Here is an 11,902-nt window from a genome sequence, read left to right as displayed (position 1 = left end):
AAGCCATCCATGCAGGTGATACCCGTTCTCGATCTGCTCGACGGCCACGCGGTGCACGCGGTGCGCGGCGAGCGTTCGCGCTATCGGCCGATCCAGTCCTCGTTGTGCGCGACGAGCGATCCTGTCGCGATCGCCCGCGCGCTCGTCGCCGCGACCGGCGCGCGCACGTTGTACGTCGCCGATCTGGGCGCGATCCTTTCACGCGGCGCGCACGATCACGCGCTCGCCGCGCTTCGCGATGCTTTCGACGACGGCTTCACGATCTGGCTCGACGCGGGCTTCACGGCCTTTGCGCCGATGCGTGCGCTGCTCGAACGCATCGCTTCCTTGTCGCGCTCGCCCGCGCCTGCCGCGATCGTGCCCGTGTTCGGCACCGAGACCCTGCTTGACATCGATGCGATCGCGCGGGCGTCGGCTAGCGGCTTCGAGCCGATCCTGTCGCTCGACTATCGCGGCGGGCGCGCGCTTGGCGCGACACATGCCGGGAGCGGCTGGTGGCCGTCGCGCGTGATCGTGATGACGTTGGATCACGTGGGCGCGCATGGCGGACCTGACCTCGATACGTTCGCTGCGGTGCGGGCGCTTGCGGGCGCGCGGGAGATCATCGGCGCGGGGGGAATCCGTCATGCCGATGATCTCGCGCTCGCTCGCGAGGGCGGCGCTGCTGCGTGGCTCGTTGCTTCCGCTATTCACGATGGCTCTTTGCGGTTAAGCGATGTGCATCGCGGGGCGTTCGAGCAGTGAACTCAATATTTGTGCCAATCGGCTTGTTGCGGTTTGGGGGTTGGGTTCGCGGGGCGCTGGTTCGCGGGCAGGTGTTGCAGCGCGTGGCGCATGGGTGACAGTGTGTTGCATCGCGGAGCATGTTTTCTTGCTTCCTCGCCGGATGTCGTTTGCGCGGTGGCGATCACTTTCAGGCGCATCGAGGATGCATGTGTTCTTGCTTCTTCGCCGGATGCCGTTCTGCGCGGCGGCAATCACTTTCAGGCGCATAGAGGATGCGTGCCTTCTTGCTTCTTCGCCGGATCCCGTTTTCGCTTCGGTCTATTAGCATTGCCCCTGTGCGGGGCGGCACTCACTTTCTTTGCTGCTGCAAAGAAAGTAAGCAAAGAAAGCAGCTTCTGTTACGCCCGCGGTCACACGCAGTTTGGGTAGTCCTCTCGTTCACCGTGGCACTCGCCTAAAGAGTGCCCTCATCACAATCACCCGGCTTGGCTCGCGCACGGTCCGATTCGCGAGTCCGTTTAGCGCGCGGGTTCAGCACCAAACAGCTCCGGCCCGCTTCGCGGCCGATGGGTCAAGCGGGTTTGCAAGTGCTTCTTCTTCGATGGTTTCGCTCGCATACCCAACGGCAGCGCGCAGCGCCGTGCCGACGCTTTTTCGCGCTGAACCAGCGCGTTATACGGTGTTGGGCGGCAGACCGTGCGCGAGCCAAGCCCGATTGGGCCTATGAGGGCGACACTTAGGCGAGTGCCACCGAGGACGAGAGTACTACCCAAACTGCGTGTGACCGCGGGCCTGAAAAGCTGCTTTCTTTGCTTACTTTCTTTGCAGCAGCAAAGAAAGTAAGTGCCGCCCCGCACAGGGGCAGTGCTAATAGACCGACACGAAAACGGGACCAACCGAAAAAAAAGGCATAAACCTTGCTCCAAAGCTCCACCATGCACGAACCCCCACCATCCCCAACGCCGAACCGGCAGGCCCCGGCCTGGACCTGCCCCTTCTGCCCTCTGCTATGCGACGACATCGCACTCGCGCCCGCCCTAGCGGCGCCTCACCCCGCGTGCCTGCGTCTGGAAGCATCCCTTGCCCGCTTCGGTCCAGACGATGCAAACCAAAGACCAACGATAAACGCGCAAATCACCAACGAAACATCGGCGCTCTCGCAAGCCGCTGCGATCCTGTCGAAAGCACGTCGACCGCTCTTCAGCGGACTCGCGACCGACGTAGCCGGCGCACGCGCGCTCTATGAACTCGCCGCACAGCACGGCGCAATCCTCGATCATCTGCACGGCGACACGCTCGCCGACAGCAATCGCGCCCTGCAAGACCGCGGCGCATTCTTCACGACGCTCTCCGAAGTGCGCTCGCGCGCCGATCTCATCGTCGTGTTTGGATGCGAGCCGTCGAAGCACTATCCGCGCTTCTTCGAACGCATCGCAAGCGAAAGCCTCGATAAGCAAGCCGTATTCGTCGGATGCGGCATCGATAAAGCCGCACCCGCCAACGCCGAATCCATCCTCCCGAACGCCGATCCATTCGATACGCTCGCGCTATGGTCCGCGCTCGTTGAAGGCGGCCGCGCGATTCCCGCGCCCGAACTCGCCGCGCTGACCGAACGCATCAACGCCGCGCAATACACCGCGTTCATCTACGAACCGTCGGCACTGCTGACGCAACATGCGACGCTCGCGATCGAAGCGCTGCAACGCATCGTCAAGGCGCTCAACCGCACTACGCGCGCAGGCACGCTCGCCCTGACCGGCGACGATGGCGCCGCGTCCGTCAATCAAACGATCACGTGGCTCTCGGGCTTTCCGCTGCGCACGCGCGTCGCGTACGGTCTGCCGCTCGATCACGACGCGCATCGCTATCGCACGCAGACGCTGCTGCAGCGCGGCGAAATCGATGCGCTCGTCTGGGTGTCGAGCTTCGCGCCCGAACCGCTGCCTGCATCGCTCGATGACAACGTGCCCGCGATCATCCTCGCGCATCCATCGACGAATGTGCCCGCGCGCCACGCGCCGACCGTGTTCATTCCGGTCGCGACGCCCGGCATCGACAGCGGCGGCCATCTCTTTCGCGTCGATACATCGGTCGTCGCGCCCCTCGCCGCCGCGCGCGACTACGCATTGCCGACGGTCGCATCGATCGCGTCGCAACTCGCGCAGGCAAGGAGACGCGCATGAGCCTCACGTGCCTCAAAGGCGGCACGCTGTACGATCCTGCGAACGGCGTCGATGGCGTGAAGCGCGATATCTATATCCGCGATGGCCGTATCGTCGATGCTGCTTCGAACGAAAGCATCGACCGCGATTACGACGCCAGCGGCATGATCGTAATGGCGGGCGGCATCGACCTGCATTCGCATATCGGCGGCGGCAAGACGAATCTGTCGCGCGTGCTCTTGCCCGAAGATCATCGCGACGATCCGCGCGCCGTGCCGCATCGTCCCGACGAAGGGCGTTACATGCGTCTGCCCTCTTGCGGCGTATGCGCGCCGGGCACACTCGCGGCGGGCTATCGCTACGCGGAAATGGGTTACACGGCAGCGTTCGAGCCGGCGATGATCGCGTCGAACGCGCGTCACGCGCATCTGGAAATGGGCGACACGCCGATCATCGATCACGGCGCCTACGTGATGATGGGCAACGACGAACTCTTTCTTCAAATGCTCGCCGCACACGAAGACTTCGAACGTCTGCGCGATTACGTCGGATGGACCATCGATTCGAGCAAGGCGCTCGGCGTGAAAGTCGTGAATCCGGGCGGGATATCGGCGTTCAAGTTCAATCAGCGATCCTTGGATGTCGATGAAAGACACGTGCGTTACGGCATCACGCCGCGCGATGTGTTGAAGACGCTCACGCGCGCGCTCACCGATCTGCGCGTGCCGCATCCGCTGCATGTCCATGCGAGCAATCTCGGCGTGCCGGGCAACATCGAATCGACCATCAGGACGATGGACACAGCCGAAGGCCTGCCCATTCATCTGACGCATATCCAGTTTCATAGCTACGGCACCGAAGGCCCGCGCAAGTTTTCATCGGGCGCGCGCGCGATTGCCGATGCGGTGAACGCGCGTCCCAACGTGACGATCGATGTCGGCCAGATCATCTTCGGCCAGACAGTCACCGCATCGGGCGACACGATGATGCAGTTCAAGAACGCGCCGATGGCCCGGCCGCGCAAATGGATTCTCGGCGATATCGAATGCGATGCGGGTTGCGGCGTCGTGCCGTTCAAGTATCGCGAACAGAGCTTCGTGAATGCGCTGCAATGGATCATCGGGCTGGAGATCTTTCTGCTCGTCGACGATCCCTGGCGCGTCTCGATGACCACCGATCATCCGAACGGCGCGCCCTTCACGAGCTATCCGCATCTGATTCGTCTGCTGATGGACAAGTCCTTTCGCGACGAACAACTCGACACGCTGCACGCCGACGCGAAGACCGCGAGCGCACTCGCCGAGATCACGCGCGAGTTCTCGCTGTACGACATCGCGATCATCACGCGCGCCGGTCCCGCGAAGCTGCTGGGACTTACGGATCGCGGGCATCTCGGCGCGGGCGCGGCGGCGGATATCGCCGTGTATCGCGACGATGCGGATCGCGAGCGCATGTTCACATCGCCCGCGTATGTGTTCAAGGACGGCGAGCTTATCGCGCGCGACGGCACGCTGCTCGCGACGCCCACGGGCGGCATTCATTATGTGCGCCCCGAGTACGACCGCGCGATCGAAAAGCGCGTGCGCGAATTCACACAGAAGAATCTCGCGACGCGCTTCGAGAACATCGCTATCGGCGACGATGAGATCTGCGCATGCTGCAACGGCGGGCGGCTGTTGCCCGTCGCGTGCTTCGCGGCGAGCGGGAGCTGACGCATGCGCATCAACGACACGCTGATCGACGACACCTTCGCCGAAGCCTTCCCGATGAAAGCGACGCGCCTCGTCATCACCGCGCATTCGTCGACGTGGGCGCGCCATGCGGCCGATTCGCTGACGGGCTTCGCCACGTCCGTCATCGATTGCGGCTGCGAAGCGGGCATCGAACGGGATCTCTCCGGCGACGAAACGCCCGATGGCAGGCCGGGCATCGCGGTGCTGATCTTCGCGATATCGTCGAAGGAACTGGCGAAGCAGATCGCGCGGCGCGTCGGTCAATGTGTGCTGACGTGCCCGACGACCGCGGTCTATGGCGGCATCGATCCCGCGAACACGCGCGCGCCGCTCTCCGACAATGCGCCGCTCGGCGCGGCGCTGCGGTTCTTCGGCGACGGCTATCAGATATCGAAAGTGCTCGACGGCACGCGCTACTGGCGCGTGCCCGTGATGGACGGCGAGTTCGTCTGCGAGGACTTCACCGCGACGGTCAAAGCGGTCGGCGGCGGCAATCTGCTGTTTCTCGCGCGCGATATCGACAGCGCATTGCACGCCGCCGAATCGGCCGTCGCCGCGATGCATCGGCTGCCGAACATCATCACGCCGTTTCCGGGCGGCGTCGTGCGCTCGGGTTCGAAGATCGGCTCGAAGTATGCGGGCGCGACGGCATCCACGAACGATGCGTTCTGCCCGACGCTCGTCGGTCTGTCGAAAAAAAGCGAATTGACGCCGGATATCGCATGCGTACTCGAAATCGTGATCGACGGTCTCACCGATGCCGACGTCGGCGCTGCGATGACCGCGGGCATCGCAGCCGCGACGAACATCGGGCGCGCGGGCGGCGTGCTGCGCATTTCGGCGGGCAACTACGGCGGCAAGCTCGGGCCGTATCATTTCAAACTGCATGAACTGTCTAAGGATATCGACGGGAGCCGCGCATGAACGCGATCACGTTGCGCGTAAAAAATGCGCCTGGCTTTCGCGTCGACGGGTCGAAATTACTGCCCGCGACACTGGCCGACGTGTCATCGGGCGAGTTACCGCGTATGGTGTTGCAGGGCGCAGGCGAAACGTGCGCGCTCGCCGATCTCTTCGATATCGCCATCGAAGAAGCCGATGCGCCCGCGCTCGCGATAGAAGGCGATGCGCCGTGGCTCGATCGCATCGGCGCGAACATGACCGAAGGCACGCTCGTCGTTCGCGGCAATGCGGGCGATTACGCGGGCATAAAGATGTCGGGCGGCCAGTTGCACATACAAGGCGATGCGGGCGCGTTCGCCGCGTGCGAGATGCAGGGCGGGCGCGTATCGATCGACGGCGACGCGGGCGATTTCGCCGCGAGCGCGCTGGCGGGCGACATGGAAGGCATGACGGGCGGCACGCTTTTGATTCGCGGCAACGCGGGCGCGCGGCTCGCGGATCGCATGCGGCGCGGCACGGTGCTCGTCGCCGGCGATGCGGGCGATTTCGCGGCGTCGCGGCTCGTCGCGGGCTCGGTCTGCATCGGAGGGAAAGTGGGCGCACACTTGGCCTATGGCATGCGGCGCGGCACGGTGCTGCTGGCCAACGCGCCAGCGCGCATTGCCCCGACCTTCACCGAAGGCGGTCATGGCTTCGACACGTTCTGGCTGCTCTTCACGCGCATGCTCGCAAAGGAGGCCGCGCCTTTTTCACGGTTCGCGGGCAAGATGGTGCCGCGGCGTTACGCGGGCGATCTCGCCGTGGATGGGCGCGGGGAATTGCTGATCGCCAATTCATAGCCGGGAGATGAACAATGGATCATTGGCACTTCACGGGAGACGTTCGATGAGTACCGCGCAAACCGGCGCAACGTCGCGTCAGGGCGGCATCGATACCGCCAGCGAGCGTTATGCTCGCCCGATGATCGCGCTGCACTGGCTCATCGCGATCGCGATCATCGCGATGCTGTGCATCGGCTTCTATATGGTCGGCCTGCCGCGCGGGCTGCCGTTCAAGTCGGATCTCGTCAACTTTCACAAGTCGCTTGGAATCACGGTTTTCCTGCTGGTGCTGCTCCGCATCGTCGCACGTCTGGTTTATCGCCGGCCGCCTTTGCCGCCGATGCGAACGTGGCAACGCGCCGCCGCGAGCATTACGCAGGCTCTTTTATACGTAGGCATGATCGCGATGCCGCTCACCGGTTATCTCGGCTCGTCCTTCAACAAGTTCGGCACGAAGTTCTGGGGCATCGCGCTGCCGCAATGGGGATGGGACGACAAGCCCATGCGGCAGATCTTCTTCGGCATTCACGAATATCTCGCCTGGATCATGGCTGCGCTCGTCATCGTGCATTTTCTCGGCGCGATGAAACATCAACTGATCGATAAAGACGGTCTCTTGCGGAGGATGTGGCCGTGAAGATACGCGTGCTCGGTTCATCGGCGGGCGGCGGGTTTCCGCAATGGAACTGCAACTGCCGCAATTGCGACGGTGTGCGGCGCGGCACCATCGCGGCACGCGCGCGCACGCAATCGTCCATTGCCGTTACCGATAACGGCGAGGACTGGCTCCTCGTCAACGCATCGCCGGACATTCTCGCGCAGATCGCCGCGAATCCGGATTTGCAGCCCGCGCGTCGCGTGCGCGACACGGGCATCGCCGCCGTCATCACGATGGATGCGCAGATCGATCACGTCACAGGTCTTCTGATGCTCCGCGAGCGCGGCACGCCGCTGCCGCTCTATACCACCGATGCCGTATGGCAAGACCTGTCGACCGGCTTTCCGATCACGTCGATTCTTGCGCATTACTGCGGCGTGGAGCACAGGGGCATCGCGCTCGATGGCGCATCGTTCTCCGTGCCGGAACTGCCGCGCGTGAGCATCGACGCATTGCCTTTGTCCAGCAAGGCGCCGCCATATTCGCCGCGTCGCGATGCGCCTGAAACGGGCGACAACATCGGCCTGATGTTCACGAACACGGCAACGGGCAAACGCGCGTTCTATGCGCCGGGACTGGGCGCGCTGGAGCCGCACGTGCTCGATGCGATGCGCGAGGCAGACTTGTTGCTCGTCGACGGCACTGTCTGGACCGACGATGAAATGATCCGCCTCGGCCTCACGAAGAAGACTGGCCGCGACATGGGCCACCTCGCGCAAACTGGCGCGGGCGGCATGATCGACGTGCTCGATTCCATCGATCGCGATAGCGTGCGGAAGGTGCTGATCCATATCAACAACACGAATCCGATCCTCATCGAGGATGGACCCGAAAGGCGCATGTTGGCCGAGCACGGCATCGAAGTCGCGCATGACGGCATGAGCTTCGAGCTATGACTGGAGATTCACGGATGTTCGATCCGATGCAGAACCCGACCACAGGCCCCATCTTCACCAAAGCGGACGACGACGGCCCCGCGTGGACGCGCGACCAATTCGAAGCGCAGTTGCGCGCGAAGGGCACGGCGTATCACATCCATCACCCGTTCAACGTGAAGATGAATAGCGGCGGCTGCTCGAAAGAACAGATACGCGGCTGGGTCGCGAACCGCTTCTACTATCAGATCAACATTCCGCTGAAGGATGCGGCGGTGATGTCGAATTGTCCCGACCGCGAAACGCGCCGCCGCTGGGTGCTGCGCATTCTCGATCACGACGGTCATGACGATCAGCCTGGTGGGATCGAAGCATGGGCGCGTCTCGGCGATGCGGTCGGCCTCTCGCGCGACGAATTATGGTCGCTCAAACTGGTGACGCCGGGCGTGCGCTTCGCCGTCGATGCGTACGTGAACTTCGCGCGGCGCGCGCCGTGGCAGGAGTCGGTGTGTTCGTCGCTGACCGAAATGTTCGCGCCGCAGATTCACAAGGACCGGCTCGCCACGTGGCCCGAGCATTACACGTGGATCGAGCCTGAAGGGCTTTCGTATTTCCGCTCGCGCGTATCGCTTGCGCAGCGCGATGTCGAACACGGGCTCGAAGTGACGCTCGCGCATTTCACGACGCGCAAGGAACAGCAGCGCGCGCTCGATATCCTGCAGTTCAAGCTCGATATCCTCTGGACCATGCTCGATTCGATCGAAAAGGCCTTTCCGCAATGAGCGATACCCATCCAACGCAACGCAAGCAGGAAGCGGTCGAAGCACCCGACGATTCGTTGCATCCGAGACTCAAGCGCCTTTTTCGCCTGCAATGGGAACCGGCGCAGAACGCGCACGTGCTGCTTTATCCGGAAGGCATGGTGAAGCTCAATCAGAGCGCATCGGAGATTCTTCTGCGCTGCGATGGTTCGCGCGATATCCCCGCGCTCGTCGCGGATCTGGAACAGGCGTTCAACGCAACCAATCTCGGCGACGACGTGCGCGCGTTCATCGCCGGCGCGCGTGCGCGAGGCTGGCTGGAGTAGCAACATGACCGACTTGTCCGAACCGATCGCCAAGCCCGGCCACGAAGACGCGCCGGACGCGCCGGACGCGCCTCTCGCGCCACCGCTCTGGCTGCTTGCCGAACTCACGTATCGCTGTCCGCTGCATTGCGTGTTCTGCTACAACCCGGTGAATTACGCCGATCACACACGAGAACTCGATACCGCGCAATGGATCGACGTGCTGCGTCAAGCACGCGCGCTGGGCGCGGCGCAACTCGGCTTCTCCGGCGGCGAGCCGCTCTTGCGCGACGACCTCGAAACGCTCGTGGCCGAAGCGCGCAAGCTCGGCTTCTATACGAATCTCATCACGTCGGGCATCGGTCTGACGGAGAAGCGCATCGGCGCATTGCAGGACGCCGGTCTGGATCACATCCAGCTTTCGTTTCAGGACTCTTCGCAAGAGCTCAACGACTTTCTGTCGAGCACGAAGACCTTCGACTACAAGAAGCGCGTCGCGAGCCTGATCAAGGCGCATGGCTTTCCGATGGTGCTCAACTGCGTGCTGCATCGCTATAACCTGCCGCATATCGGACGCATCATCGACATGGCGCTCGCGATGGGCGCCGAATATCTCGAACTCGCGAACACGCAGTACTACGGCTGGGCGCACAAGAACCGCGCGCAACTCATGCCGACGAAAGAGCAGCTCGACGAAGCGGAAGCGGTCGTCGAACGCTATCGCAAAGAAATTGGCGACAAGTGCAAGATCTTCTTCGTCGTGCCCGATTATTACGAGCGCAGGCCGAAGCGCTGCATGAACGGCTGGGGCTCGGTGTTTCTCGGCATCGCGCCCGATGGCGCGGCGCTGCCCTGTCACACCGCGCGCTCGCTGCCGGGTCTCACGTTTCCGAACGTCACCGAGACGCCGATCAAGGACATCTGGTACGAGAGCGATGCGTTCAATCGCTTTCGCGGCTTCGGCTGGATGAAAGAGCCGTGCCGCAGTTGCGATGAAAAATCCATCGACATGGGCGGCTGCCGCTGTCAGGCGTATCTGCTCACGCAAGACCCCGCGAACGCCGATCCCGTCTGCGACAAGTCTCCGCATCACGAACGCGTGATCGAAGTGGTGCGCGCGGCATCGGCGCGGCAGGAACCGCAAGAGCAGCCGATCATCTTCCGCAACGATGCGAACTCGAAGCGCATCGCGGCAGAAGCCTCCGGTAATGGTGCACAAGAAGGAGAAGAGAAGCCATGACTGCCGACATCTCCGTACTGCTCGTCGACGATCACGCCGTCGTGCGTGAAGGCTATAAACGCCTGCTCGAACTGAGTCCCGACGTGAACGTCGCAGGCGAAGCGGCGGATGCGGCCGAGGCCTATCAGAAGTTCTGCACGTTGCAGCCGGATGTCGTCGTGATGGATCTCGCGCTGCCCGGCGCAAGCGGTATCGAGGCGATGCGCCGCATGCTCGCGCGCGAACCGCATGCGCATGTGCTCATCTTCAGCGTGCACGAGGAAGCGATCTTCGTGCGGCGCGCGCTCGATGCCGGCGCGCGCGGCTATGTCACGAAAGCGAGCGCGCCAGATGTGCTCGTCGAGGCTGTGCGCGCCGTCGCGCGGCGCGTTTCGTATTTGAGTCCCGATGTATCGCAGGCGCTCGCATTGCGCGCGAGCATTCAGGAAGGACGTCAGTTATCCGCGCGCGAATTCGAAGTGCTGCGCTTGCTTGTGCAGGGTTATACGCTGCCGAGCATTGCGGAGAAACTAGGCTTGAGTCAGAAGACGGTCGCGAATCATCAGTCGGTGATACGGCAGAAATTCGGCGCGGATAACGGCGTGCAACTCGCGCAGATGGCGAATCGGCTGGGACTTCACTTCGCCGACTTCGCTTCGTCCGCGGTTGCGGGCAACGGCAGCCCCGCCTGAGCGGGCACCCGCGCGCACAACAGAAAGCCCGCGCCCGGCTCGCTCGCGATCTGAAACTCGCCGCCGAGTGCTTCCACGCGCTCGCGCATGCCGATGAGACCAAGCCCCTTGCGCGGCTTCGCGAGATCGACGCCCGGTCCGTCGTCGGCCATCGTCACGACGATTTCTTCCGGCGCGCGCGCCAGATAGATCTCCACGCGCGAAGTCCGCGCGAACTTCGACACGTTCGTCAGCCCTTCCTGCACGAGCCGATAGAGCGCGATGTTGAGCGCATCGCTGAGATCATCGAAGTTGCCATCGACGGCAAGCGTGAACGTCGCATCGGGCAAGCGCTCGCGCCAGCCATCGACGCAATGTTCTAGCGCCGTCGGCAAGCCGAATTCATCCAGCCCGATGGGACGCAGCTTGCGGATCATGCCGCCGATCTCGCGGTACACATGCGTCGCGCTTTGCATCAGCGCAAGCGACAGCCGATGAATCTCCGCCTCGCGCGTCGCCGACAGATCGCGGATACGCCCCGCATCGAGCGATATTGCGTTGAGGTATTGCCCGAGTTCGTCATGCAGTTCGCGCGCGAGATGCCGCCGTTCGGTTTCCTGTGCGGCGAGCGCCTGACTCGCGAGCCGGCGATTTTCCGCGAGCAGATGCTCGGCCTGTTCTTCGAGCGCGCGCCGCCGGCGCACTTCCGAGCGCGCCTCGCGATAGCGCCGCCACGCGAACCATGCGAAGCCGATAGCGAGCACGACGAGCGTCGGCGGCAGTTCGTCGACGTCGAAGCGCTCTGCCCGGCGCGTCGAACGATACATGTACTCGCTGAAATCGAAATGCGCGAAGAGTGCGGCGGCGATCAGCGTGACCGCGAGCAGGATGGCCAGATCGCGCCACACCGGCGAGCGTGACGACGCGTTCTTCGCGAGAGAGGGCACGGATTCGGATGGCATCACGGAATGCATTCTACGCACGGCTTGATCGCACAGTGCACGTTGCACAACGCGATTGGGAACGCTTCCCTGCGCAATCGGGAAAAGCTCCCGGTCAACTCGGGCA

At 63.3% G+C, this 11,902-nt stretch carries 13 protein-coding genes; 12 read left to right on the top strand and 1 reads right to left on the bottom strand.

What is annotated here, in order from left to right; all coding sequences use genetic code 11:
- The first annotated feature begins 9 nt into the window (after positions 1-9).
- From AWB77_RS14055 to AWB77_RS14005, 12 genes are all read left to right on the top strand, one after another.
- Complete coding sequence (locus AWB77_RS14055; RefSeq protein WP_061135037.1) at positions 10-744, top strand: HisA/HisF-related TIM barrel protein; 735 nt, start codon at positions 10-12, stop codon at positions 742-744.
- A gap of 90 nt (positions 745-834) precedes the next feature.
- The gene (locus AWB77_RS35790; protein ID WP_157694810.1) at positions 835-1,155 is read left to right on the top strand and encodes a hypothetical protein; all 321 of its coding nucleotides are present in this window, start codon (positions 835-837) and stop codon (positions 1,153-1,155) included.
- A 506-nt stretch (positions 1,156-1,661) separates the two neighbouring features.
- On the top strand, positions 1,662-2,909 hold the full coding sequence (locus AWB77_RS14050) for a molybdopterin-binding domain-containing protein (RefSeq protein ID WP_061135036.1): 1,248 nt from the start codon (positions 1,662-1,664) through the stop codon (positions 2,907-2,909).
- A complete protein-coding gene (locus AWB77_RS14045; RefSeq protein ID WP_061135035.1) occupies positions 2,906-4,600 on the top strand; it encodes a formylmethanofuran dehydrogenase subunit A in 1,695 nt (564 codons plus the stop codon). The genes AWB77_RS14050 and AWB77_RS14045 overlap by 4 nt, the downstream gene beginning before the upstream one ends.
- Before the next feature lie 3 nt (positions 4,601-4,603).
- Positions 4,604-5,545, top strand: a complete 942-nt coding sequence (gene fhcD / locus AWB77_RS14040) for a formylmethanofuran--tetrahydromethanopterin N-formyltransferase (protein WP_061135034.1) — start codon at positions 4,604-4,606, stop codon at positions 5,543-5,545.
- Entirely contained in the window at positions 5,542-6,363 is an 822-nt protein-coding gene (locus AWB77_RS14035; protein WP_061135033.1) for a formylmethanofuran dehydrogenase subunit C, read from the top strand. The genes fhcD and AWB77_RS14035 overlap by 4 nt, the downstream gene beginning before the upstream one ends.
- Before the next feature lie 46 nt (positions 6,364-6,409).
- Positions 6,410-6,982 carry a cytochrome b gene (locus tag AWB77_RS14030; RefSeq protein WP_061135032.1) on the top strand — a complete coding sequence of 191 codons (573 nt, stop codon included), beginning with the start codon at positions 6,410-6,412 and terminating at the stop codon, positions 6,980-6,982.
- A complete protein-coding gene (pqqB, locus tag AWB77_RS14025) occupies positions 6,979-7,899 on the top strand; it encodes a pyrroloquinoline quinone biosynthesis protein PqqB (RefSeq protein WP_061135148.1) in 921 nt (306 codons plus the stop codon). The genes AWB77_RS14030 and pqqB overlap by 4 nt, the downstream gene beginning before the upstream one ends.
- 14 nt (positions 7,900-7,913) lie before the next feature.
- On the top strand, positions 7,914-8,660 hold the full coding sequence (gene pqqC, locus AWB77_RS14020; RefSeq protein WP_061135031.1) for a pyrroloquinoline-quinone synthase PqqC: 747 nt from the start codon (positions 7,914-7,916) through the stop codon (positions 8,658-8,660).
- Positions 8,657-8,965, top strand: a complete 309-nt coding sequence (pqqD, locus tag AWB77_RS14015; protein ID WP_244158545.1) for a pyrroloquinoline quinone biosynthesis peptide chaperone PqqD — start codon at positions 8,657-8,659, stop codon at positions 8,963-8,965. Before pqqC ends, pqqD begins: the two co-directional genes overlap by 4 nt.
- A gap of 4 nt (positions 8,966-8,969) precedes the next feature.
- On the top strand, positions 8,970-10,184 hold the full coding sequence (pqqE, locus tag AWB77_RS14010) for a pyrroloquinoline quinone biosynthesis protein PqqE (protein WP_061135030.1): 1,215 nt from the start codon (positions 8,970-8,972) through the stop codon (positions 10,182-10,184).
- Complete coding sequence (locus tag AWB77_RS14005; protein ID WP_061135029.1) at positions 10,181-10,855, top strand: response regulator; 675 nt, start codon at positions 10,181-10,183, stop codon at positions 10,853-10,855. Before pqqE ends, AWB77_RS14005 begins: the two co-directional genes overlap by 4 nt.
- Here AWB77_RS14005 and AWB77_RS14000 read toward each other — a convergent pair.
- Positions 10,801-11,796, bottom strand: a complete 996-nt coding sequence (locus tag AWB77_RS14000; RefSeq protein WP_061135146.1) for a histidine kinase — start codon at positions 11,794-11,796, stop codon at positions 10,801-10,803. The genes AWB77_RS14005 and AWB77_RS14000 overlap by 55 nt on opposite strands.
- Between the last annotated feature and the right edge of the window lie 106 nt (positions 11,797-11,902).

It is taken from the genome of Caballeronia fortuita, from assembly GCF_001544835.2.
In the GTDB taxonomy this organism is placed as follows: domain Bacteria; phylum Pseudomonadota; class Gammaproteobacteria; order Burkholderiales; family Burkholderiaceae; genus Caballeronia; species Caballeronia fortuita.
Note: the sequence above shows the minus strand (reverse complement) of the source record. Positions and strands in the feature narration are given on the sequence as shown.

What these genes read in the sequence shown, in the direction of transcription:
- AWB77_RS14055 (WP_061135037.1), top strand. Translation starts at nt 10, where the DNA reads ATGCAGGTGATACCCGTTCTCGATCTGCTCGACGGCCACGCGGTGCAC.
- AWB77_RS35790 (WP_157694810.1), top strand. Translation starts at nt 835, where the DNA reads ATGGGTGACAGTGTGTTGCATCGCGGAGCATGTTTTCTTGCTTCCTCG.
- AWB77_RS14050 (WP_061135036.1), top strand. Translation starts at nt 1,662, where the DNA reads ATGCACGAACCCCCACCATCCCCAACGCCGAACCGGCAGGCCCCGGCC.
- AWB77_RS14045 (WP_061135035.1), top strand. Translation starts at nt 2,906, where the DNA reads ATGAGCCTCACGTGCCTCAAAGGCGGCACGCTGTACGATCCTGCGAAC.
- fhcD (WP_061135034.1), top strand. Translation starts at nt 4,604, where the DNA reads ATGCGCATCAACGACACGCTGATCGACGACACCTTCGCCGAAGCCTTC.
- AWB77_RS14035 (WP_061135033.1), top strand. Translation starts at nt 5,542, where the DNA reads ATGAACGCGATCACGTTGCGCGTAAAAAATGCGCCTGGCTTTCGCGTC.
- AWB77_RS14030 (WP_061135032.1), top strand. Translation starts at nt 6,410, where the DNA reads ATGAGTACCGCGCAAACCGGCGCAACGTCGCGTCAGGGCGGCATCGAT.
- pqqC (WP_061135031.1), top strand. Translation starts at nt 7,914, where the DNA reads ATGTTCGATCCGATGCAGAACCCGACCACAGGCCCCATCTTCACCAAA.
- pqqD (WP_244158545.1), top strand. Translation starts at nt 8,657, where the DNA reads ATGAGCGATACCCATCCAACGCAACGCAAGCAGGAAGCGGTCGAAGCA.
- pqqE (WP_061135030.1), top strand. Translation starts at nt 8,970, where the DNA reads ATGACCGACTTGTCCGAACCGATCGCCAAGCCCGGCCACGAAGACGCG.
- AWB77_RS14005 (WP_061135029.1), top strand. Translation starts at nt 10,181, where the DNA reads ATGACTGCCGACATCTCCGTACTGCTCGTCGACGATCACGCCGTCGTG.
- AWB77_RS14000 (WP_061135146.1), bottom strand. Translation starts at nt 11,796, where the DNA reads ATGCCATCCGAATCCGTGCCCTCTCTCGCGAAGAACGCGTCGTCACGC.